General features: G+C 53.9%; 22 protein-coding genes. 1 reads left to right on the forward strand and 21 read right to left on the reverse strand.

The window, feature by feature from the left end; translation table 11 throughout:
• From ispE to trpE, 10 genes are all read right to left on the reverse strand, one after another.
• Positions 1 to 852, reverse strand: a complete 852-nt coding sequence (gene ispE / locus DXB92_RS11170) for a 4-(cytidine 5'-diphospho)-2-C-methyl-D-erythritol kinase (RefSeq protein ID WP_117733906.1) — start codon at positions 850 to 852, stop codon at positions 1 to 3.
• Positions 840 to 2,030, reverse strand: coding sequence for an aminotransferase class I/II-fold pyridoxal phosphate-dependent enzyme (locus tag DXB92_RS11175; RefSeq protein ID WP_117733907.1), 1,191 nt, complete (start codon positions 2,028 to 2,030; stop codon positions 840 to 842). Before DXB92_RS11175 ends, ispE begins: the two co-directional genes overlap by 13 nt.
• A 27-nt stretch (positions 2,031 to 2,057) precedes the next feature.
• Complete coding sequence (locus DXB92_RS11180) at positions 2,058 to 2,540, reverse strand: Lrp/AsnC family transcriptional regulator (protein ID WP_021683461.1); 483 nt, start codon at positions 2,538 to 2,540, stop codon at positions 2,058 to 2,060.
• A gap of 41 nt (positions 2,541 to 2,581) precedes the next feature.
• Positions 2,582 to 3,427, reverse strand: a complete 846-nt coding sequence (locus DXB92_RS11185) for a histidinol-phosphatase HisJ family protein (protein WP_181977043.1) — start codon at positions 3,425 to 3,427, stop codon at positions 2,582 to 2,584.
• Between the two features lie 320 nt (positions 3,428 to 3,747).
• Entirely contained in the window at positions 3,748 to 4,542 is a 795-nt protein-coding gene (trpA, locus tag DXB92_RS11190) for a tryptophan synthase subunit alpha (RefSeq protein ID WP_117733909.1), read from the reverse strand.
• The gene (gene trpB, locus DXB92_RS11195; RefSeq protein ID WP_117733910.1) at positions 4,535 to 5,722 is read right to left on the reverse strand and encodes a tryptophan synthase subunit beta; all 1,188 of its coding nucleotides are present in this window, start codon (positions 5,720 to 5,722) and stop codon (positions 4,535 to 4,537) included. Before trpB ends, trpA begins: the two co-directional genes overlap by 8 nt.
• A gap of 1 nt (position 5,723) precedes the next feature.
• Positions 5,724 to 6,329 carry a phosphoribosylanthranilate isomerase gene (locus DXB92_RS11200; RefSeq protein ID WP_117733911.1) on the reverse strand — a complete coding sequence of 202 codons (606 nt, stop codon included), beginning with the start codon at positions 6,327 to 6,329 and terminating at the stop codon, positions 5,724 to 5,726.
• Positions 6,326 to 7,111 carry an indole-3-glycerol phosphate synthase TrpC gene (gene trpC, locus DXB92_RS11205; RefSeq protein ID WP_021683456.1) on the reverse strand — a complete coding sequence of 262 codons (786 nt, stop codon included), beginning with the start codon at positions 7,109 to 7,111 and terminating at the stop codon, positions 6,326 to 6,328. Before trpC ends, DXB92_RS11200 begins: the two co-directional genes overlap by 4 nt.
• 9 nt (positions 7,112 to 7,120) lie before the next feature.
• The gene (locus DXB92_RS11210) at positions 7,121 to 8,755 is read right to left on the reverse strand and encodes a bifunctional anthranilate synthase component II/anthranilate phosphoribosyltransferase (protein ID WP_117733912.1); all 1,635 of its coding nucleotides are present in this window, start codon (positions 8,753 to 8,755) and stop codon (positions 7,121 to 7,123) included.
• Entirely contained in the window at positions 8,752 to 10,218 is a 1,467-nt protein-coding gene (gene trpE / locus DXB92_RS11215; RefSeq protein WP_117733913.1) for an anthranilate synthase component I, read from the reverse strand. Before trpE ends, DXB92_RS11210 begins: the two co-directional genes overlap by 4 nt.
• Positions 10,219 to 10,739: 521 nt before the next feature.
• On the opposite strand from trpE, the gene DXB92_RS11220 reads away from it, so the two are divergent.
• On the forward strand, positions 10,740 to 11,564 hold the full coding sequence (locus DXB92_RS11220; RefSeq protein ID WP_117733914.1) for a hypothetical protein: 825 nt from the start codon (positions 10,740 to 10,742) through the stop codon (positions 11,562 to 11,564).
• On the opposite strand, the gene DXB92_RS11225 is transcribed toward DXB92_RS11220, so the two are convergent.
• From DXB92_RS11225 to DXB92_RS11275, 11 genes are all read right to left on the reverse strand, one after another.
• Positions 11,565 to 12,581: an aromatic acid exporter family protein gene (locus DXB92_RS11225; RefSeq protein WP_117733915.1), complete on the reverse strand. Its 1,017-nt coding sequence runs from the start codon at positions 12,579 to 12,581 to the stop codon at positions 11,565 to 11,567.
• Between the two features lie 15 nt (positions 12,582 to 12,596).
• A complete protein-coding gene (locus tag DXB92_RS11230; RefSeq protein WP_117733916.1) occupies positions 12,597 to 14,207 on the reverse strand; it encodes a potassium/proton antiporter in 1,611 nt (536 codons plus the stop codon).
• A 40-nt stretch (positions 14,208 to 14,247) separates the two neighbouring features.
• Positions 14,248 to 14,988 carry a phosphoribosyltransferase family protein gene (locus DXB92_RS11235; RefSeq protein WP_181977044.1) on the reverse strand — a complete coding sequence of 247 codons (741 nt, stop codon included), beginning with the start codon at positions 14,986 to 14,988 and terminating at the stop codon, positions 14,248 to 14,250.
• A 305-nt stretch (positions 14,989 to 15,293) separates the two neighbouring features.
• Positions 15,294 to 15,632: a P-II family nitrogen regulator gene (locus tag DXB92_RS11240; protein WP_021683448.1), complete on the reverse strand. Its 339-nt coding sequence runs from the start codon at positions 15,630 to 15,632 to the stop codon at positions 15,294 to 15,296.
• Between the two features lie 14 nt (positions 15,633 to 15,646).
• Positions 15,647 to 16,879, reverse strand: a complete 1,233-nt coding sequence (locus tag DXB92_RS11245) for an ammonium transporter (protein ID WP_117733918.1) — start codon at positions 16,877 to 16,879, stop codon at positions 15,647 to 15,649.
• A gap of 86 nt (positions 16,880 to 16,965) precedes the next feature.
• Positions 16,966 to 18,198 carry a Glu/Leu/Phe/Val dehydrogenase gene (locus tag DXB92_RS11250; protein ID WP_117733919.1) on the reverse strand — a complete coding sequence of 411 codons (1,233 nt, stop codon included), beginning with the start codon at positions 18,196 to 18,198 and terminating at the stop codon, positions 16,966 to 16,968.
• Positions 18,199 to 18,365: 167 nt separating this feature from the next.
• Positions 18,366 to 19,505, reverse strand: a complete 1,140-nt coding sequence (locus tag DXB92_RS11255; RefSeq protein ID WP_117733920.1) for a tyramine oxidase subunit B — start codon at positions 19,503 to 19,505, stop codon at positions 18,366 to 18,368.
• 253 nt (positions 19,506 to 19,758) lie between these two features.
• Positions 19,759 to 20,970: an iron-containing alcohol dehydrogenase gene (locus DXB92_RS11260; protein WP_117733921.1), complete on the reverse strand. Its 1,212-nt coding sequence runs from the start codon at positions 20,968 to 20,970 to the stop codon at positions 19,759 to 19,761.
• A gap of 21 nt (positions 20,971 to 20,991) precedes the next feature.
• On the reverse strand, positions 20,992 to 21,516 hold the full coding sequence (locus DXB92_RS11265) for a nitroreductase (RefSeq protein WP_021683393.1): 525 nt from the start codon (positions 21,514 to 21,516) through the stop codon (positions 20,992 to 20,994).
• 275 nt (positions 21,517 to 21,791) lie between these two features.
• On the reverse strand, positions 21,792 to 22,925 hold the full coding sequence (locus DXB92_RS11270; protein ID WP_021683392.1) for an FAD-binding oxidoreductase: 1,134 nt from the start codon (positions 22,923 to 22,925) through the stop codon (positions 21,792 to 21,794).
• A gap of 3 nt (positions 22,926 to 22,928) precedes the next feature.
• Positions 22,929 to 23,261 (reverse strand): (2Fe-2S)-binding protein, encoded by a 333-nt coding sequence (locus DXB92_RS11275; protein ID WP_021683391.1) that lies wholly within the window; start codon positions 23,259 to 23,261, stop codon positions 22,929 to 22,931.
• Between the last annotated feature and the right edge of the window lies 1 nt (position 23,262).

Consider the following 23,262-nt stretch of genomic DNA (forward strand, 5'->3'; position numbering starts at 1 on the left):
TTATAATGTGTGACAAACTTCCGCAAACGGTACCTGTTTCCACAGAACTGCACAGGCAGATTCCGCAGATTCCCGATTCGGGAACAAGCCGAACACTGCCGCACCGCTGCCGGTCATGACACTGCAAAGTGCCCCCTGTTCCAGCATGGTGCTGCGAATCTGCTGTACTTCTTCCAGTTCCACCGCCAGTTCAAACAAATTACCGCAAAGCGGAGCAATTTCCGCAGCAGTTCCGCCGGCTTCCAACGCCTTTCGCAGCTGCTGCACTGGTGGGTGTTTCGGATTTTGCAGGGCATCGATTGCCCCGTATGCCTGTGCCGTGGATACGCCTGCGGTACCCTTGGCGATTACCAGACAATCTGTGGAAAACAGCGGCAGCGGTTCCAGCTTTTCTCCGATGCCAGCCCCATAGGCAGTGCCGCCGTAAAGGAAAAACGGCACATCTGCCCCAAGTGAAACTGCAATTTCCAGCAGCTTTTCCTGCGGCAGAGCATTCCCTGTCAGTTCCTGCAATGCCAGCAGCACCGCAGCACCATCTGTACTGCCGCCGCCCATACCGGCTTCCATAGGAATCCGCTTGAGGATCTGTATCTGCACACCGGACTGCAAGCCGGCTGCCTCCCGATACCGCTGTGCCGCTTTCCACGCAATATTTTTCGGGCTGCACGGCACTGCCGGCACATCACAGGTCAGTGTGATTTCCGGTGATTCCGTCAGGGCAACTGTCACCGTGTCCGCAATGGAAACTGCCTGAAACACGGTTTCCAGAAGATGATACCCGTCTGCACGAGTGCCTGTAATATCCAGCCCCAGATTGATTTTTGCCGGAGCCGTTCTGGTTACTGCTCGCATTGATTTTCCCCCTGATGCCGCTGGACAAAACGTTCGATGCGAACCAGTGCTTCCTGCAAATGCTTCAGAGAGTACGCATAGGAAACACGCACAAAGCCCTCACCGCTTTCCCCGAACGCATTGCCCGGTACCACGGCAACTTTTTCTTCCTGCAACAGCGTTTCGCAGAATTCCTCACTGGTCATGCCGGTGCTCCGGATACAGGGGAACATGTAAAACGCCCCTTCCGGATTAAAGCAGGTCAGACCAATGCGGTTAAAGCCGTCTACCAGCATGCGGCGGCGGCGGTTGTATTCGTCCACCATTTTCTGCACTTCTTGATCGCATTCCCGCAGTGCCACAATAGCGGCATACTGGCTCAATGTGGGAGCACTCATAATGGCATACTGGTGAATTTTCAGCATCTGCTTCGCAATCGGTTCCGGAGCACAGACATAGCCCAGCCGCCAGCCGGTCATGGCAAATGCTTTCGAGAAACCGCTGACATAAATCGTCCGTTCCCACATGCCGTCGATTTCGGCAATAGAAACATGCTTTCTGCCATAAGTCAGTTCCGAGTAGATCTCATCGGACAGCACCAAGATATTAGTATCCCGCAGAACTTCCGCAATCGCCTCCAGATCTTCTCTGGTCATAATGCCGCCGGTAGGGTTGTTCGGATAGGGCAGGATCAGCATCTTTGTGCGTTCTGTGATATGGGAACGCAGTTCCTCCGGTGTCAGCTTGAACTTGTTTTTCAGCTTGGTGGAGATCGGAACTGCTACACCGTGCATCAGTTCCACGATCGGTTTATAGCAAACGAAAGACGGCTCTACGATCAGAACTTCATCTCCCGGATTGACGGTTGCACGAATCGCAAGATCGATCGCCTCCGAACCGCCCACTGTAACCAATGTTTCGTTTTCCGGATGATAAGTCAGGTGGTACTTGCGTTTCAGATAATGACAGATCTCTTTTCGCAGATCTGCCATACCGGAATTGGCAGTGTACACCATGCGTTTCCGTTCCAGACTGTCCACGGCAGCTTTTCGTACTGTCCACGGTGTCTGAAAGTCCGGCTCTCCGACACCCAGACTGATCACGCCCTCCATCATGGCAGCCAGATCGAAAAATTTCCGGATACCAGAGGGCTTCATTTTCTTTACCTGATCTGAAAGAAGCGTGTCATAATTCAACACGAGTTTTCTCCCCTTTCCTGTCGGACATCACGGGAAATAGTAGCCCCGTTCGTCCTTTTCTTCGCCTTCAATAATGATGCCTTTTTCCTTGTATTTTTTCAGTACAAAATAGGTCGCAGTGGACAATACGCCTGCCAGCGTTGCCAGCCGCTGCGAAACAAACATGGAAACGTCTTTCACATTAGTTCCCCGCACAGTCACGGAAAGGTCGTAGGCACCTGCCATCAGAGCAATGCTCTCCACCTCGTCATACTGCATAATGGTATGAGCGATCTCCTCATAGCCGCTGTCCCGCTGCGGGGTAACACGCAGTTCAATGATTGCCGTTACCATGTCCTTGTTTGCCAGTTCGTCATCTACAATGGCACTATAGCCCTTGATCACGCCGTCATTTTCCAACGCTCGGATCGCGTCGGCGACTTCTGCTTCTGTTGTGTCCAGCATAACCGCCAGCTCCGCGTTGGTGAGTCGGGCGTTCTGCTGCAATAATTCCAGTAATTGTTCTTTCATGAGAAACCCAGCCTTTCCTGAAAAATAATTTGAAAAACCAGTCAAAGTGTGATATAGACCGGTTTTCGTTGTACAAAATAACAGGCTCGTGTGAAGCCGGCAGCCTTTGCCAGTTCCACCCCCTCTGCAATGCCTTTTGCCAGATCTTCCGCACAGTGTGCGTCAGAGCCAAAGGTCAGCACCTCGCCGCCCTGTTCCCGATAGAGTTTCAGGTATTCCAACGTAGGAAACGGCTTGCCGTACTTCTGCCGATAGCCGGAAGTGTTCAGTTCAATACCTTTGCCGTTTTCCGCCAGTGCCCGAAAGCAGCAGCGAATCTGTTCCAGATACGGTTCCAGCGGCACGGGAATCCCTGCTTCCCCTTCGATATAGCGAAGCGGGTAGGTCAGGTGTCCCAGCACGTCAAACTTTCCCCAGCGGCAAATGTCATAGAGTTGGTCGAAGTACTGCTCCATGAGAGCCGGAATGTTCTCCTGTGAATAATCCAGACAGAAGAAATCCGGTCGAGCCAGCAGTTCATGCAGCGAGGCAATGATAAAGTCCAGCCGTGCATCTGCTCCAACAGCAGCCGACAGCCCGAAATCTGCATTGGGCTGCCCCATTTCCATGCCGCACAGCAGTGTCAGACCGGCTGTGGCTGCCTGTTCCTTTGCGGCAGTGACAGCTTCCAGCGATTGTTCCAGCACGGCGGCATGGTCAAAGATCTCCCACTCGTTCCGCGGCAGGGTATTGTAGTGTGCCTGCGGAAAATAGCGATTCATCTCCACATGTTCCGTGAAAGCCAGCACCGGCAGCCCCAGCTTTTTCGCCTGTTCCACATGTCCGGCAACCATGCCCGAACCGTCGGGAGAAATGCCGGTGTGGGTGTGGCAGTCCATTGGCAGCATACACATTCCCTCCTGTATACAAAAAAGGCTTTCGCCGCCAAATGGGACGAAAGCCTTCGTGTTACCACCCAAATTCAGAAGTGATTGCGTACAAACACTTCCCTCGTGCTCCTTTAACGCAGGAAATACGTTTCGGTTTCCCGAAACAGCTCCCGGACAGCACCTGTGCCCCAGCCGGAACGTTCTCACCAGACACGCCCTCTCTGTGCAGCTTCCGCAGCAGTCACTCCGTTCATCGCTGAAAAAACTTATCGATAGTTATAGTATAGCAGATTTCCGGTGGGTTGTCAATCTTTTTTTGAAAATTATCACCAGAAAGCTTACGCGTCCAGTGCGTCACGCAAGCTCTTGGTAAATGCCCCGATCTCCTTCGGTGCATCGCTGCCGTACTGTTCCACCAGCCGCACAACGGCACTGCCGACAATCACGCCGTCGCAGTACTGGCTCATCTCCCTGGCTGCTTCCGGACCGGAAATGCCAAATCCTACAGCACAGGGAACCTTTGCGTACTTGTGGATCCTCTCAAAGAACGGTGCGAAATCTGTCTGGAACTGGCTGCGAACACCAGTTACACCGTTGGAGGATACACAGTACAGGAAACCGGTTGCTTCCGAAGCGATCATCTGGATACGATCTTCGCTTGCCGGTGTTACAAGACTGATATTGTGTACATTGTGGGCATCTGCACTGCCCTGAATCTCGTCTTTTTCCTCAAAGGGAATATCCGGTACAATGACACCGTCAATGCCGCATTCCTCACAGAGTGCGAAAAAACGGTCGGTTCCGAAACGGAAAATGGTGTTCAGGTACATCATCAACAGCAGCGGCACATCGGTTTCTTTCCGCAGACGGCGTACCAGATCGAAAATACCCACCAGAGTGGTACCGCTCCGCAGGGAGCGTTCGCTGGCACACTGGATCACCGGTCCCTCTGCGATCGGATCGGAAAACGGTACGCCCAGTTCGATCAGATCTGCTCCGTTTTTCGCCATTTCCAGCACTGCCTTTTCGGTGCAGTCATAGCCGCCGTCACCGGCAGTGATAAATGTGATCAGGGCTTTTCTGCCCTCTGCCTTGCACTGTTCCAGTCTTGCATCAATCTTATTCTTAGTCATCGATCTTCACTCCTCTGTATTCTGCGATCTGCTGCATGTCCTTATCTCCTCTGCCGGAAATATTGATGATCATGATCTGATCGGGTTTCATCTCCGGTGCGATCTTCAGTGCCGCAGCCACAGCATGGGCAGATTCGATTGCCGGAATGATGCCCTCTGTGCGGGACAGATATTCCAGAGCCTGTACAGCTTCTTCGTCAGTGATCGGCACATATTCCGCACGTCCGGTCTTATAGAGGTTTGCGTGCTCCGGTCCGACACCCGGATAGTCCAGACCAGCGGAAATGGAGTAAACCGGTGCGATCTGTCCCTCTTCATTCTGAAGGAAGTAGGACTTCATGCCGTGGAAAATGCCGAGGCTGCCCTTGGCAACTGTTGCAGCGTGCAGCTTGGTATCAATACCCTTTCCGGCTGCTTCCGCACCCACCAGACGAACGCTCTCATCCGGAATGAAATCGTAGAACATACCCATTGCATTGGAGCCGCCGCCGACGCAGGCAACCACACAATCCGGCAGTCTTCCCTCTTTTTCCATCAGCTGTTTCTTGGCTTCCTCGCCAATGACCTTCTGGAAATCCCGCACCATGGTCGGATACGGGTGCGGTCCCATGACAGAGCCGATCAGGTAGAATGTCGTGTCAATATTGGTTGCCCAGTCACGCATTGCCTCGTTGATCGCATCTTTCAGAGTTGCAGTGCCGTTGTCCACGCTGTTGACCTTTGCACCCAGCAGTTCCATACGGTATACGTTCAGCCGCTGACGGCGAACGTCCTCTTTACCCATATAGATCTCGCATTCCATATCAAACATTGCACAAGCAGTTGCAGTTGCCACGCCGTGCTGTCCGGCACCGGTTTCGGCAATGATCCGCTTCTTGCCCATTTTCTTTGCCAGCAAGATCTGTCCCAGCACGTTGTTGATCTTATGTGCACCGGTATGGTTCAGGTCTTCCCGCTTCAGGTAGATCTTGCAGCCGCCCAGATCTTTGGTCATGCGGTCTGCATAGTACAGCATTGACGGTCTGCCGGCATAGTCCCGCAGCAGTGTCCGGTATTCTTCCAGAAATTCCGGATCATTGCCGTATTTCGCATAAGCTTCTTCCAATTCATGCACTGCATTCATAACGGTTTCCGGCACATACTGCCCGCCGAAAATACCAAATCTTCCTACCTTGCCCATGTTATACACCTCGTATTATCGTTACAATTCGCTTCATTTTTGCATAGTCTTTTACACCGCCGGTTTCGATGCCGCTGGAAAAGTCCACGCCGTCCGGCTGTACCCTGGCTGCGGCTTCTGCCACATTCTCCGGTGTCAGTCCGCCAGCCAGCAGAAACGGCTGTGCCGGTTTTGCTCCGGCGATCAGTTCCCAGTCTGCGGCAATGCCCATGCCGCCAGCTTTGCCCTCCAGAATCAGCTGGTCTGCTCCCAGCTGCCGGGCTGCCTGTATATCGGCGGCAGTCTGCACCTGCACCGCTTTCCATACCGGTAAACCGGTACGCCATCGCACACCGGAAACGATCTCTGCCGTTTCACTGCCGTGCAGCTGTATCACGTCCAGCGGCACTTGTTTCAGCACCTGTGCAATGTGCTCCGGCGTTTCGTTGACGAACACGCCGACTGCGGCAATGCTGCGGCTTTTGGCTTTTACCAGCTGTTCTGCCGTTTCCGGCGAGATCGTCCGGCGAAATCCTGATGACAAGATCATGCCCAGATATTCCGGCTGGAGCTCGTTGCAGAACGCCACATCTTCCAGCCGCCGGATTCCGCAAAACTTGATTTTCATACGCCCTCCCGCAGCTGGTGCAGCGTTCCGGCAATATCATCGCTACGCATCAGCGTTTCTCCGATCAGCACCGCATCTGCTCCCAGCTGCCGCACCATTTGCATATCGGCATTGTTCCGGATACCGCTTTCCGATACAAACACTGCCTGCTCCGGTGCAAAGGGTTTCAGCTTTGCCACGGTGTCCAGACTGACTTCAAAGGTTTTCAGATTCCGGTTGTTCACACCCAGAATCTGCGGTTCCAGAAATGCGATCTGTTCCAGTTCCTCCTGATTGTGCACCTCTACGAGAACTTCCAGCCCCAGCGAATACGCCAGCCGGTACAGTTCCGCCAGCGTTTCCGGCGGCAGCACGGCGGCGATCAAAAGCACTGCATCTGCCCCAATGGCAGCCGCCTCGTAAACCTGATATGCATCAAAGAGAAAATCCTTCCGCAGGACCGGCAGAGAAACCACCTGCCGGATCGCCGTCAGATATGCGGACGAGCCTTGAAAGTAATGCTCCTCCGTCAGGCAGGAAATGGCACTCGCTCCGGCGGCTTCATACGCCTTTGCAATTTCCACCGGCTGAAAATCTGCCCGAATCAGTCCCTTGGACGGGGACGCTTTTTTCACTTCACAAATGCAGGACAGCGTATCCTGCCGCAGTGCCGCTTTCAGAGAAACCGGCTTTCGCTCCGCCAGTGCCTTTTCCGCACGCTTCTGCATTTCTTCCAGTCCGTAGGCAGCCTTTTCCCGTTCCAGCTGCCGGGCACGATACTTCATGATCTCATCTAAAATCATTTCCGCACCTCACACATTCCGATTGGTGAATTCCACCAGCTGCTGTAACTTTGCCAACGCCCTGCCGCTGTCGATCTGCCGGGCAGCCAGCTGAATGCCGTCTGCAATGGTGGCTGCCTTGCCGGACACATACAGGGCACAGCCGGCGTTCATGAGAACGATATTCCGCTTTGCCCCCTGAATGGAGCCGTCCAGAATGCCCCGTGCGATCTTGGCGTTTTCATCTGCCACGCCGCCGACAATTTCCGACTTGTCTGCCCGCGGGAAGCCGAAGTCCTCCGGAGCGATCTCATACTCTGTGATTTTGCCGTCCCGTACCTCTGCCACGGAGGTCTTATCGCAAATGGACACCTCATCCAGCCGGTCGTTGCCGTAGACGATCATCGCATTCTTGATGCCCAGCCCCATAAGCACCCGTGCCATTACCGGCAGCAGTGCCTTTTCGTATACGCCCAGAAGGATATAATCGGTCGATGCCGGATTGGTCAGAGGTCCCAGCACATTGAATACGGTACGGATCCCCAGTTCCTTTCGTGCCGGAGCCACGTACTTCATAGCACCGTGATAACTCTGTGCAAACAGGAACGAGATACCGATCTCCTGAATGGAAGCCTTTGCCTGCTCCGGTGTGGTCTGAATCTTCACGCCCAGACTTTCCAGCACATCTGCCGCACCGCTTTTACTGGAAACACTCCGGTTGCCGTGCTTTGCCACCGGCATGCCTGCCGCAGAGATAACAAAGGAAGATGTGGTGGAGATGTTAAACGAGTTCGCCAGATCGCCGCCGGTTCCCACGATCTCAATGGAGTTCTCGCAGCCGGTGACATGCTTGGCCTTCTGCCGCATGCCCTTGGCAAAACCGGTGATCTCTGCAATGGTTTCGCCTTTCATGCGGAGAGCCACCAGCAGACCGGCGATCTGTGCATCGGTCGCACTGCCGCTCATGATGATGTCCATTGCGTCCTGTGCTTCTGCTTCTGTCAGATCCTTGCCGTCGGTCACCTGTGCGATATACTTTTTCAGTTCCGTCTTAGGCCGTTCTTCCACAATGGGCGGCAGCGGCACAGATACGTCCGGAATCAGATTCAGGAAGTTTGCCAGCATACGCTTACCATCGCCGGTCAGCAGGGATTCGGGGTGGAACTGTACGCCATAGGTCTGGGTTTCCCGATGTTCCAGTGCCATGATCTGTCCGTTCTCGTCCCGTGCAGTCACTTTCAGGCATGCCGGAAAATCCGATTCCTGTGCGATCAGAGAATGGTATCTGCCGCAGGAAACCGTCTTGGGCAGTCCTGCAAAAATGGGGCAGGTCATATCCAGTACCATCTGGCTTGCCTTGCCATGCATCAGGTGGGAAGCACGGACAATTGTTCCGCCGAAAGCTTCACAAATGGACTGATGTCCCAGACACACGCCCAGCATCGGAATCTTGCCGTTGAAGTGGCGGATCGCCTCCATGGTGATGCCGGCATCTTTCGGGTATCCCGGTCCCGGAGAGAGGATCAGTGCCTGCGGGTGCAGAGCTTCGATCTGCTCAATGGTGATCTCGTCGTTGCGGACTACCTGAATGTCACGGTACAGTTCACCGATATACTGATACAGATTATAGGTGAACGAATCATAGTTATCAATCAGTAAGATCATTGTTCTGCCTCCTTAATGGCATTGATGACTGCCAACGCCTTGTTGACGGTTTCGTAATACTCATTTTCCGGCACAGAATCTGCCACAATACCGGCACCCGCCTGTACATATGCCTTTTCGTTGGCAAACAGCACGGTGCGAATTGCAATACAGGTATTGATGTTTCCGTCAAATCCCAGATACCCTACGGTGCCGCCGTAAAGTCCACGCTTTTTGTTCTCGAACTGGTCGATCAGTTCCATAGCACGTACTTTCGGAGCACCGGACAGCGTTCCCGCCGGCAGGATCGCCATGAGTGCGTCCAGTGCGGTCTGGTCTTTGCGAAGCTTGCCCTCCACATCAGAAACCAGATGCATGACTTTCGATGCACGTTCTGTCACCATATATCTTGTCACTTTTACGCTGCCGAATTCGGAAACCTTTCCCACATCATTTCGTCCCAGATCCACCAGCATGGTGTGCTCTGCACGTTCCTTCGGGTCTGCGGCAAGTGCCTTTTCGTTGGCGATGTCTTCTTCCGGTGTCCGCCCTCTGGGCTTGGTGCCAGCAATGGGACGGTTGTGAATTACACCGTTTGTCACCTTTGCCAGCATTTCCGGTGAAGCCCCTGCCACGTCATATTCCGGTGTGTGGAAATAGTACAGATACGGTGACGGGTTCGTGGCACGGAGTTTCCGGTAAACGGAAAAGCTGTCCGGCGGATTGCTGATCTCGAACCGCTGGGAAAGCACGATCTGGAAAATATCGCCGTTCCGGATATACTCCTTTGCGTCCCGTACCATCTGGCTGTACTGTTCCTTGGTGAGGTTGGAGCGTACCACAGCCTCTCCGTGATGCTGCCGTACCTGCGGCTGCGGATTATAGTGGCGGACAATGTCTGCCAGTTCTTCAGCTCTCCACTGTGCCGCCGCGTACTGTGCTCCGAGATCACCGTCCGTGTGCAGGTTTAGAATGACAATGCCGTTGCTGGTGAGGTGGTCGTATGCCAGCAGTTCCTCATACAGGAACAGATGGCAGTCCGGCATGTGAATGTCATCTTCCGGCACATGAGTCAGTTTCTTTTCCATGTAGCGGACGGTGTCGTATCCGAAATAGCCGATCAGACCGCCGGTGAAATTGGGAGCACCCTCCAGCACCGGAGAGCGATATGCTGCCATGCGTTCTTTCAGAAAGGCAATGGGCTGTTCCACTTCTTTCGTTTCAATCTTGTCACCAGTGCGGATCTCTGCGGTATTACCGGTAATGCAGATCTCCTCTTTCGGTGAAACGCCAACAAACGAATACCGGTCCCACTGCACACCGTTGCTGACGCTTTCCAGAATAAATGAATTCCGGCTGTCTTTCGAAAGAGCCGTGTAGATGTTCAGCGGGGTCTGATTGTCGGCAGAAAACTCATAGAACACGGGAATGGTGTTATACTGTTTTGCCAGTGCCTTGACTTTCTCCAATGATGGTTTTAACATGACGCATTCACTCCTTTATGCAAATAAAAAAAGCCTGATGTCCCACACCTATGGGACGTCAGACTTGTTGTCTACGTGTTGCCACCCAAATTCAGAAACGATAAGCATTCGTTTCCCTCTTTTCAGATACGCCGTATTTACCGGATATATCTTTCTCCCGATAACGCAGGAGATGCGGCATCAGGTACTGGGGCATCTGCCCGTTCGCCTCGCTTCTCACAAACCCATTCACCAGACAGCGTATACATCGGGATTCCACCACCCCCGACTCTCTGTGCTACCGTTTTGCCGGCTACTTACTTTTGCTCATGGAATTTAACTGCCTTCAGTATACGCGAATCCACCGGATTTGTCAAGGCGTTTTGCAAAATTTTCGCCAATTTCATCATTCTGCACAGTTTCAACAGTTTACTTCAAATCAGAATCCACAAATCCGAAAGCGTTTCTGCATATCCATGCTGCTGATTCGCATATGCTTGGACAACGCCGCCAATGAATCTGATTTTGTCAGGAGGTCTTGTATGTTTCGATTTTCCAGTTTGTTTTCCGTGTTCTGTGCCGGCTGTTTCTGCACGCTGACTGTTCAGCAGGTGCCGGCGTGGAGTGAAGCCGCACTGCCCCGTACACAGGCAATTGCCCCCGATGTGAGCACTGCCGTTCGTGATACGGTGCCGCTGTCTGCCCCGCCGTTTTCCACAGCCGCTGCTGTTCCGGTCTGCAAGACAGAATCTGCTGCCGCTGTCCCGCCGCCGACGGCAACACCGCTTACAACAGCACCGCCGCTCGCAACCAGCGGCACATCTCTCGAAACCACAACGGAAACCACAGCGACAACTACTTCAACATGCACCACAGTTATCACCACAGAAACCACGGCGGCATCTACAGAAGCACCGCAGACACCGCCGGAAACAGATGCATTTTTTCAGGAATACGATACCGCATTCAAAGCCTACATGGACTACCGCACCATTACGGACACCAGTTCCGAACAGTACGCCATACAGCAGAATGCGTGGACAGACAGCCGCGGGCTGCGGCGAAGCTGTGATGACTATCTGGTTGCCATGGGGACAGGCTGGCTGACAGAGGGCTGCGGCGACCGGTTTCAGGTGACGTTGGAAAGCGGCTCTGTGTTTACCGTCCGCGTGGGCGACATCAAGGCAGACCAGCACACCGACAGCACCCACCGCTACCGCAGCTGTGCAGACGGTGCCAACGTGCTGGAGTTCATTGTGGAAACCGAATCGCTCTCCGATGCCGCCAGAACCGCCGGAACGGTTTCCGTCTATCCGGAATTGTCCGGCAACATTGCCGCGATCGAACCGATCAGCACCGCACAATAATCATGCCTGCATCAGCCGTTCGAACATCTGCTTGCGTTCCTGCTCCGGCAGGGTCAGATAGAACTGCCGCTTGATCTGTAGAAAAGACTGCAATTCTGTCAGAATGCTGTAAAGAATTGCACGGTTCTCAAAGCTTTCCCGCGTGTCCGGCAGTTCGTCCTGCCGGTATGCCGCGTACAGGGATTCCAGCTGTTCCAACAGAGCAGAGCAGTCGTTTCCCTCATGGAAGTGCACCGCAATATCCGCCAGAAATGCAGACAGCGGCTTCGCCTGTTCCGGCACCTGATTCAGCCGCAGCAGCTGACGATAGATCACCTGCAACACACGGCATTGTTCCCGCCGCATCTCCACATACCGCATAAAATAAATGTCGTCCTGCCACGTCTGGTTTTGCAGGAATGCGTCGATCTCCTGCCGCAGTTCGCCGGAAAGCCGTTCGGTTTCGGCAAAGCAGCTGTCCCCGTAGCCGGTATGGTCTGCCTCCAGGAGCCGCATGGACATGCGTTCCAGAATCCCGCGGATCTCCTCGTCCAGTTCCCGCTGCATGATGTGGATTTTCCCCAGATTCCGCGGCATGAACCAGTTCAGGCAAACGCCGATGCCGCTGCCGATGACCAGCAGCAGCACTTCATTCCCCACCATGTGCAGAGTGACACCGCCGGCAAGCATGTAGTGGGTTGCCATGACAGCGTTGATCGGCGTGGCATCGTCCATGCGGAAGCTGTAGCAAATCAGCAGCAGCAACAGCAGTACGATGCCGAATGCCCACGGTGCTGTGCCGCAGAAATGATAGATCGGCAGGCAGAGCAGCGTCATCATTGCAAAGCCGCTGAACCGCCGCACGCTGCTCATGACTGTTTCCCGTCGGGTGTTCTGTACAGTCAGCAGCGTGATGATACCGGCAGAAGCGGCATTCTGCAAGCCGAAAGCTTCTGCCAGCAGAATCGCCGCCACGGCTCCGGCAGCAATTTTCAGTGCCTTGAGCCAGTTTACATGTTTCGGAGTCCACTTTTTCAAATTCTCTCACATCTTTCAAGCAGTTTTTTCGGAGCAGTACATGACCAGCACATCACCGGCAAGAATTTCCGTGCTTCCCTGCGGGATCACCGTTTCTTTTCCGCGGCGGATATGGATCACCAGCTCTTCTTTCGGCAGCTTCAGTGCCGCCAGTGTCTTGCCGTTCCAGTCGTGTTCCGATGTAATTTCCAGTTCGTTCAGCTGGATATGCCGCAGCTTTTCGCCGCAGTGTCCGGCAGCCAGCACCGCCACATCACCGGCACAGAGCACGGTATCTCCCCGCGGTGCCAGACAGTCGCCACCGCGAAGGACTGCTGCCAGAATGGTTTCCGGCGGCAGTGTCAGAGTACTGACCGCAGCTCCTACCCAGCTGTTTCCCGCCTCCAGCGGCAGCCGCAGCAGCTGTAGTTCCTTTTCTTCGGTATAGTCGGTAAAGGTTTTCAGAACGTCTGTGGAATCGTCCAGCATGTGCAGCTTTCGGGAAACCAGCGGCAGCAGCGTTCCTTGCAGGGCAATGGAAAACAGCACCACACAGAATACCAGATGAAACAGATCGTATTGCAGATGTACGCCGCTTGCCACCGCGGTCAAGGCAAAGATCGCAGACGTTGCTCCACGCAGTCCTGCCCATGAAACCAGAAGCTGCTGCGGCAGTTTTGCCCGAAACGGTGTCAGCAGCACGCCCACGACCAGCGGACGTGCCACAAATGTCAGCACCACCGCGATCGCCAGTGCCGGCAGGATCACGCTCCCCAGCTTCGACGGCGTGCAGAGCAGCCCCAGCAGGAAAAACACCATCAGCTGCATAAATCCCGTCACGCCGTCAAAAAAATGCACCTGATTCTTTTTGTTGGGAATCTTCTGGTTGCCCAGAATGATGCCGGCGATATAGGCACTCAGATAGCCGTTGCCGCCGATAAGTACCGGCAGCACATAGGACAAAATCGCAATGGCAGCCATAAAAACGGTATCGAAGCCGGACGTTTCAAATCGGAACCGCCGCAGGAAAAAGACCGTGCAGACTGCCAGAACGGCACCGATTCCCACCCCGTAGACGATCTGGGCGAAAATCATGTACAGCATTCTGCCGGCGGAAATTTCTGTGGCCATCATGGCAAGCACAATGGTAGTCATCAGATATGCCACTGGGTCGTTACTGCCGCTTTCCACTTCCAGCAGAGAAGCCGTTCCGTATTTCAGATCCAGCTTTTTAGAACGGAGTATGGAAAAGACGGAGGCGGCATCTGTAGAGCCAAGCACTGCCCCCATGAGCATGCCCTCCAGCCAGCCGGTGTGCAGAGCAAACCGGCAGAACACGCCCATTGCCGCAGCTGTGAGGAACACGCCCAGAGTGGACAGCAGCACCGCTTTTCCGGCAACTGGTTTTGCCGCACGCCATTTGGTGCCGAATCCGCCGTAAAAGATGATAAAGATCAGTGCGATGGTACAGAGGGTTTCCGTCAGGGCGTAGTTGTCGAAACGGATATGCAGCGGACCGTCCACGCCGCAGAGCATACCCACGGCAAGAAATGCCAGCAGCACGGGCATGCCGATCTTACTGGTCAGCTTGTTGCAGAGAATACAGGCGATCATCACTAGAGCGAGTAACAGTAGAATCCAATTCATGTCGGTTTCCTTTCTGGCGGGCCATTGTCCGTATCGGAAATCAGCCGTGTGTGGGTTCTTTTGAGGGTGATTCCATTGCAGTTGTGGTTATGGATATGGCAGCCACTTCTGCCGCACCCTGTGCTTTCAGCAAGGCGGCACAGCGGTTCATGGTGCTGCCGGTGGTGAGTACATCATCGCACAGCAGAACCCGCATGCCTTCCAGCGATACCGGAGCGGCAGAAAACTGTTCCACATTTTTATGGCGTTCGGCGGCGGAAAGGGTGTGCTGCGTCTTGCCGGTGCCGTTGTCGTGCAGTATGTCCTGCCGGTAGGGAATCCGCGTGACAGCGGCGATCTCCCTGGCAAATACTGCGGCAGGATTACAGCAGCGTTTCCGCTGTTTCCGCAGCTGCATGGGTACAGGAACAACCAAGTCATAGCCGGACAGCACCGCATCTTCGGCGATCCGCTGTCCCAGCACGTTCCCGCAGAATCTGCCGAAGTGCAGACTTGCCGCGGACTTCATGGACAGCACACCGGCACGGGCGGCTCCGGTGTATTCTGTCAGAATCGCGGCACGGTCATAGGACAGACCTGTGCCGCAGAAGCAGTCCCGCGGCAACTTTCCGCAAAGGGGACAAAATGCGTCTGCCGGTTCCGCAGTCACTTCCTGCCGGCAGGCTTCGCAGAGATATTCCCGCCAAGAAATAGAACAGTTACAGCAGGGGCAGCGATTGGGATAGAGCAGATCCAGCAGAAACATCTGCATTTTTCTGCCGGTGGATATGGAAATGGGCATGGGTTCACCTCCGATCGGGCATTGTGCCGTGTTGCTTTTCGTGTTACTTTTATAGTATACCATATTGAAGTGAAAATTGCAAATATGACGGTGGATTTGTGAAATAAAGCAGTCGAACGCGGGGCGATGTGGGCATCGCCCCATACAAACAATATCGAGTTATCCCACCACCGAAAAAAGCACGAACTGCCAGATGCAGACCGTGCTTTCTTCCATATTCCAATATGTACAGTTTATAGTTGCTTTTGGCAATACCGCACAAAGAGCGTCTGGCGACTTTGCACGGTATTGCCTTTTATTTCCTGTCAAAGTGCCGCGTCGCCGGTTTCATTTGTCCGGATACGAATACACTCGTCCACGGTGGAAATGAAGATCTTGCCGTCGCCCACAGTTCCGGTATAGACGTTTTCCTTGATCAGTTGCAGGAAGTCCTCCACGCGGTCGTCCGGCACCACTGTCATTAGATAGACCTTCGGAAGCGTGTTCATCATGACCTCATTGCCGCGGTGATAGGCGATCCAGCCGTGCTGGTTTCCGCAGCCGTGCACCTGATAAATAGTCACACCCTGCACACCAGCTGCCAGCAGCTTTTCTTTCAGCGGCTCCAGCTTTTCCGGTCGGAAAATCACTTCTATTTTTTTCATGATCTCGCACCTCCTCAATCCAGTCCGTTGAACGCCGGATATGCACGTTCGCCGTGTTCGATCAGATCCAGCCCCTGTGCTTCTTCCAGATCGGATACCCGCACACCGCTGCACTTTTTCAGTACCAGCATGATAATAGTCGTCATGACCACTGCCACTGCAATGGAAATGCCGATTGCCCCCAGCTGGGAGAGAAACAGCCGGTAATCTCCGAACAGCAAGCCTTCCTGCGGAACCGCATCGTTCATCTGCTTGGTGGCGAAAATACCAGTCACGATACCGCCCCAGATACCGCCGACACCGTGGCAGCCGAATGCGTCCAGTGCGTCGTCATAGCCGAACTTTTTCTTCATCTTGGAAATTGCCAGATAGCAGATCGGAGCTGCCGTTGCACCGATGATCAGGGACGACCACAGCGGCACATAGCCTGCTCCCGGCGTGATGCCGACCAGCCCCACGATGCCGCCGGTCACGGCACCCATGACGGTGCACTTTTTCTGCACCAGTGCTTCGATGAGCATCCATACCACCATGCCTGCGGCGGAGGAAAGTGCTGTATTGGCAAACGCCAGAACGGCGATACTGTTGGCACCACCGGCACAGCCGCAGTTGAAGCAGAACCAGCCCATCCACAGCATGGAGGCTCCCAGCAGAAACAACGGTATGTTGTGCGGGTGATAGGACATGGCTCCGTAGCCTTTCCGGCTGCCCAGAATGATGCATGCCGTCAGTCCGGAAACACCGGTGCTGATATGAATGACGTTGCCGCCGGCGAAGTCAATGGAACCGATCATCTCCAGCAGTCCGCCGCCCCATGCCATATGTGCCAGCGGGTAATATACCAGGAACGACCAGATCACCACGAACAACATCATTTTGGAAAATTTCATGCGTTCTGCCACGGCTCCCAGAATGATTGCCGGCGAGATCACTGCGAACATCATGTTGAACAGAGCAGACACCATTTCCGGTGCATCGCCCTCTCCGCCGGTAACTTCCCACGAAACATTCCGCATCAGCACATTGTTCAGGTCGCCGATAATGCCGGCATGATCCTTGCCGAAGCTCAGCGAATAGCCGCAGAGAAACCACAGCAGCATACCGATTCCCATCATTGCCATGCAAAACATCATGGTGTTCAGGGCGTTTTTCCGTCTTACCATGCCGCCGTAAAAGAATGCCAGCCCCGGTGTCATAAAGAATACCATAATGGTACATACGAACATGAATGCAACATTGCCTGTCATGATGCAACACCTCTCTTTTTCTACGGAAACGCTGCAAGCAGATTGCGTGCAAAGCCGTCAGACGGGCTTTATGCAGTGTTTCCCTTCTACACTCCCGTTTCCTGCGACAGTCCCTTGATGTCCTCGGCGTACAGCAGCCGCCGCAGTGCTACGATATAAGCTGCCATACGATAAGAACATGCCGTCTTTTTCCGTTCTTCCAGCATCTCGTTGACCTGTGAGCGTTCCCACGTCAGTTCCTGGATATTCTGCACCCATTCGAAATAGGACACGATCACGCCGCCGCTGTTGGCGAAAATATCCGGAATCAGAGTAATGCCACGCTGTTCCAGAATCGCATCTGCTTCCACAGTAGTAGGACCGTTGGCACCCTCTACGATGTACCGGCAGCGAAGTTGTTCTGCAACTTCGGCGTTGATCTGGTTTTCCAGAGCCGCCGGCACCAGCACATCACAGTCACAAGTCAGCAGTTCCGTGTTGGAAATATGAGAAACGCCCTCTGCCTGATAGTCTTTCAGCAGGTGCCCCTCTTCCAGAAACGCGGAAACCGCATCGGCATCTAATCCAGATTCACAGTAAATACCGCCGGACACATCGCTGAGTGCCACAACGCAGGCGTTGCGGTGGCAGAAAATTCGTGCCGCGTTGGCTCCAACATTACCCATACCCTGCACGGCAACTTTTACGCCGTCCAGTGAATCCACGCCGTTGGTCTTCAGAGCCAGCTGGGTGGCAATGACCACGCCTCTGCCGGTGGCGGAAGCACGTCCTCTGGAACCGCCCAGTTCCACAGGCTTTCCGGTCACTACGCCCGGACATGGTTTTCCGTGGAGCATGCTATAAGTATCCAGCACCCACGCCATAGTCTGGGCATTGGTGTTTACATCCGGTGCGGGAATATCCTTGTCCGCTCCGATCAGCGGTTCAATGGCGTAGGTATACCGCCGTGTCAGACGGCAGAGTTCCCGCTTGGACAAGGTACTGGGATCCACCTGAATGCCGCCTTTTGCACCGCCGTAAGGAATATTCGCCACAGCACATTTCAGGGACATCCATGTGGCAAGTGCCTTGATCTCGTTCAGGTCGCAGTTCTGGTGGTAACGGATACCACCCTTGAACGGGCCGCGGATATTGGAGTGCTGCACACGATAGCCATCGAACACCCGAATGCTGCCGTCGTCCATTTCTACGGGAAGATACACCTTCGTTTCCCGCTGGGGATTCTTGATGATCTCAAACATTCTGCGGTCGATCTTTCCCAGTATCGCCGCCTGTTCCATTACCGTCTGCACATTTTCAAACGGGTCGTATTTCTTCATGGGAAACGCCTCTTTCCTGACTGCCGAAAAGTCTGCCGGACAAACCGGTCACGGCAGACTTCCCGGAATTGTGATTTACAAGATTCTTAATACTTAAGGAAACACTGCATAAAACTTGCACGCAGATTGCGTGCAAAGCCGTCAGGCGGGCTTTATGCAGCGTTTTCTCAATACAAATACGGTGCGTCCCACAGGTTCAGCTTCGTGCCGATGCCCTTTTCCAGAGCCGTTTCATACACGGTCTTGCCCCATGCCACATCTTCTACCGGCATGCCGCCGATGGAGTACAGAATGATCTGATCGTCGGACTCTCTGCCCGGCACCTTGCCGTTGGCAATGGCACCGATGTTCTGTACCACGCCCCAGTCCAGCTTGCCGTCATGGTCGAGGTCGGTGAACTTGTCACCCAGCAGGAACATCTTATCGAAAGTGGGATACGGATATTCCTCTGCCCATGCCTCGTACAGCTTCTTGTTGTCTACAACCAGCTTTACCTTTGGGTCGCAGACCAGTTCGTCCGGAAAATCTACGGCACCCGGTGCACACACCAGACAGCCCGGCTTCAGCCATTCCCGCTGGATAAACGGATAGTTGGCGTGTCCGCCGGTAGGCGTGGAAACGGCAATGGTCATAATGTCTGCGTCCTTGCAGCATTCTTCCATGGTATCACAGACGATGATGTTCTTGAACTGCGGGCAGTGTTCCTTGACATAGGCAATGCAGCGGTCAATGGAGGCTCTGCCGCGTCCCTTGATCTTCAGGGTGTCCAGCGAGGGACGAAGTGCTGCAAAGGTTTCAATGGTGATGTTGTTGATGAAGCCCGGTCCTACAACACCCAGCACCTTGGAATCCGGCTTGGACAGCAGCTTTACGCCAACGCCCGGAATGGCTGCGGTACGGTATGCACTGATTAGGTTTGCGGACATGAATGCCTTGGGAGCACCGGTGTCCTTGTCGTTCAGAATGACCATCAGAATGGAACGGGGCAGTCCCTTTTCACGGTTCTCCACGTTGGAACCGTACCACTTCACACCCGCCATATCGAACTTGCCGCCCAGATATGCCGGCATTGCCATAAAGCGGCGGTCCGGACCGTTCTTCGGCATGTTCGGGAATGCGGGATTATCCGGAAAACTGATCATACAGCCGTGAGAGTTGCCGTTTTCACCGCCCATGCGGTAATCTCCGTCGTCCAGAAGCTTCACCACTTCTTCCATGGTGTCTGTGCACTTCACAACATCATTTACGCCAGCGTCCAGCATGTCCTTTTCACTCAGATACAGAATGTCAACTTTCGGATAACTCATAATGATACACTCCTTCAAATTGGGTTGGGAACAAGGTGTTCCAATATATACACAGGCATATCGCCTGTCCGGCTGCTTGCAGTGTTTCCTTAGAGCTTGTGTGCATAGGCATCTGCCTGCGTCTTTTCGGCAAATTTTGCTGCATACTGCGTTAAAAATTCTTGCCAGACACCAAGTATGCCTGCGAATTTTTGCCTTGTCTGCAACAAAATTTGCTCGAAAATCCGCACACATTTCCTATGAACACAAGCTCTTAAAAATCCACTGCCAGATCGTAATAGCAAGCCTTCAGCAGCTGTTCCATTTCTTCCTGCGAGGGGATACGCGGATTGGAACCGGTGCAGGCATCGGCAATGGCATTGGCTGCCACTTCAGGCAGTTTGTCGAGGAACTCGGTTTCGTCGATGATCGAGGTTTCTGCCTTGACACCGCCTGCTCCGTAGTTCTGAATGGACTGGGGAATGTTCAGCTTGTCGTTCATGGAACGCAGTTCTGCGATCAGGGAATCCACCAGTTCTTCTGTGGAATTGCCTGCCAGACCAATGTGCTCCGCGATCTCCGCGTAACGCTTGGCTGCGGCTTCGTCCTTGGCATTGAACTTGATGACCTTCGGCAGATACATGGCATTGGCACAGCCGTGAATGATATGGCTGGTGCTGTATGCGGCACCAGTCTTGTGTGCCATGGAGTGGACGATTCCCAGCAGAGCGTTGGAGAATGCCATACCGGCAAGGCACTGTGCATCGTGCATTGCCGCACGGGCCTCCATGCAGCCGTCATAAGACTTTTTCAGATACTGGTGAATCATCTTAATGGCGTGAAGTGCCACTGCATCGGTATAATTGCAGTGCAGCGTGGAAACGTAAGCTTCAATGGCATGAGTCATTGCGTCCATACCGGTGTGTGCGATCAGTTTCGACGGCATGGTTTCCGCCAGTGCACTGTCCACAATTGCGATGTCCGGCGTAATGTTGAAGTCCGCCAGCGGATACTTGATACCCTTTTCGTTATCTGTGATAATGGAAAAGGCGGTCACTTCTGTGGCAGTGCCGGAGGTAGAGGGCACTGCACAAAACTTTGCCTTTGTCCGCAGCTTCGGGAAGCTGAACGGGGTGCACAGATCTTCGAATTTGGTATCCGGATATTCATAGAATACCCACATTGCTTTTGCGGCATCGATAGGCGAACCGCCGCCCATTGCCACGATCCAGTCCGGAGCAAACTCCTGCATGGCTTTTGCTCCACGCAGCACAGTATCTACAGACGGATCAGACTCTACGCCTTCAAACAGTGCTACTTCCATGCCGGCATCTTTCAGATAGCCGACTGCCTTGTCCAGAAATCCAAACCGCTTCATGGAACCGCCGCCCACAACAAGAAAAGCTTTTTTGCCCTCCAGTGTTTTCAGGGTTTCCAGTGTTCCCTTTCCGTGGTACAAATCTCTCGGCAATGTAAATCTGCTCATTGGTCTGTTCCTCCATTTTCATTAAATGCATTTATAAAATGCATGGTGTTCCTTTGGCTGAGGTTCTGCTCCGGCGGGATACCCTGCCGCCAGCGAACCGACAATGGCGTACTCTTTTCCGATACCATGTGCATCCTGCCACGCCACACCGGCATCAGAAGCAAACAGAGCATTGACGGCATAGATCCAGCAGGTACCGATGCCCAGTGATTTCGCGGCAAGAAGCATGTTCTCGATCGCCGTACAGCCGTCCTCCATGGGTGCCAGATTGGTCATCTTGGCAAATACCAGAATCACAGTAGGTGCATCGTAAAACGGGTTGTGGTCTTGATGGGCTGCCGCCTTTGCCAGCTCCGCCAGCTGTGCCAGTTCCGCCTTGCTCTGCACTGCCACGGCAATTGCCGACTGCTGATTCATGCCGCTTGGGGCTGATCGTCCGGCTTCCAGAATCGTTTCCAGTTCGTCCGGTGTGATCTGCTGCGGTGCATAGCTGCGAACGCTTCGCCGTTCCAGAATGGTATCTACGGTGGCATTATGCAGTATCATGGGATTCTCCTCCTCTCCAATTGAAAAAGGACAAAGTGCCTGTAGTATAGACGCCTTTGTCCTTGCAATGTGATTTTTCGTTTTTGTGTTTCTCTTGGGCAACACCGCACAAAGCTTGTGCGTAAGATGCGTAGTCAGATTTTTTCGGCAGATTGCCTAGAAATTCCGCAGGCATACTTGATGTATGGCAAGGGATTTCTGGGCAATATGACGGAAAATCTGCAAGCAGATTGCGTACAAAGCCGTCAGGCGGGCTTTGTGCGGGGTTGCCCTTGTTAACCCTTTGCGTGGAAACGGTCATAGGTCAGCTGGCTGATGTCAATGGTGGTGGACTTGCCGTCCAGCATCAGTTCACTGACGGCAATGGAAACCGCCGGACTGATACCAAAGCCATGCCCGCTGAAACCGAACGCCACAGTCAGACCCGGCACTTCCTTGATGTTGTCGATCACCGGCAGCACATCAATGCACTGGTCATACCAGCCGGACCATGTACGAACCACCTTGACATTTTCCAGGATCGGGAAATACTTGATGATACCGCGGGAGATACAGGGAGCGGTCAGGCTGTTGGTGACGAAATTGTCATTGTTGGAAGTAAACGCCTGCAAGCCGCTGTTGCCGCCCAGCACAAAGGAACCGTGTTCCGACTGGTGCCCGTAGAACTCGCCGCCTGCAACGCCCAGCATAATATCGAACATCTTCGGCTGTGCCTCGGTGACCAGTACTTCATTGAACTGTCGTTCTACCGGAGCATCAATGCCTACGGTATTGGCGATACGGCGGGATTCATAGCCGGCACAGAGCAGGATCTGGTCAGCTTCATAGACACCATCGTCTGTGATGACCTTGCGGATCCGACCTTTGACCTTTTCCAGAGCCATGACCTTGACACCGGTGACGAATGTCACGCCCAGCTGCAATGCCTTGCGGTAAAAGCCCAGTGTGGCTTTCAGCGGGTTGGCGTGTCCGTCAGAGGGACACCAGCTTGCGGCAACTACTTCTTCGGACATGTACGGACAAAGCTTTCGTGCTTCGTCGCCGCTGATCATTTCCACTTCCAGCCCCAGCTTGGTGCTCTTGGCGGTGTGGTTTTCCAGCACCTTGATGTCCTTGTCCGTCAGGCCCAGACGCAGGTTGCCGCCCTGATGATATTCTACATCAACGCCCAGTTCCTCGCTCAGCTGCGGCCAGATGTTCTGTACCGCGTACATTGCCAGCGGTAATTCTTTCGGATCACGTGCAGACTGGCGGACACCGCCGGCGTTTCGGCAGGAACCGCCGTTGCCGATCTCTTTCTTTTCCAGTACCAGAACATCGACACCCCGCTTTGCCAGCCGGTAGGCTGTTGCACAGCCCATGATGCCGCCGCCAATGATGATCACATCTGCTTCTCGTTTTTCCAGCATGGCTTAGTCCTCCTTTACATCTGTCACGTTTTTGCTGAACGTCCGAATCTCTACGGGACGAACCGGTGCTCTGCCCTGAATCATGCCCAGCTCGGACGGCCGCACTTTCAGTTCCGAAGCGATAATGCCCTGCACCAGCCGCTGGCAGGTCTGCCCCTGACACAGCCCCATGCCGGAACGCAGATACCGCTTCACTTCATTGGTGGTACGCATACCGTCATACACTGCCCGACGAATCTCGCCCTTGGTGATCTCCTCACACCGGCAGATGATCATGTCATCGTCTTCCCGTTCTACAAAGGGTTCCGGATTGGCAACCCGAATCATTTTACGCATT

This window comes from Ruminococcus sp. OM06-36AC, assembly GCF_003438725.1.
GTDB classification, from domain to species: domain Bacteria; phylum Bacillota; class Clostridia; order Oscillospirales; family Ruminococcaceae; genus Ruminococcus_C; species Ruminococcus_C callidus.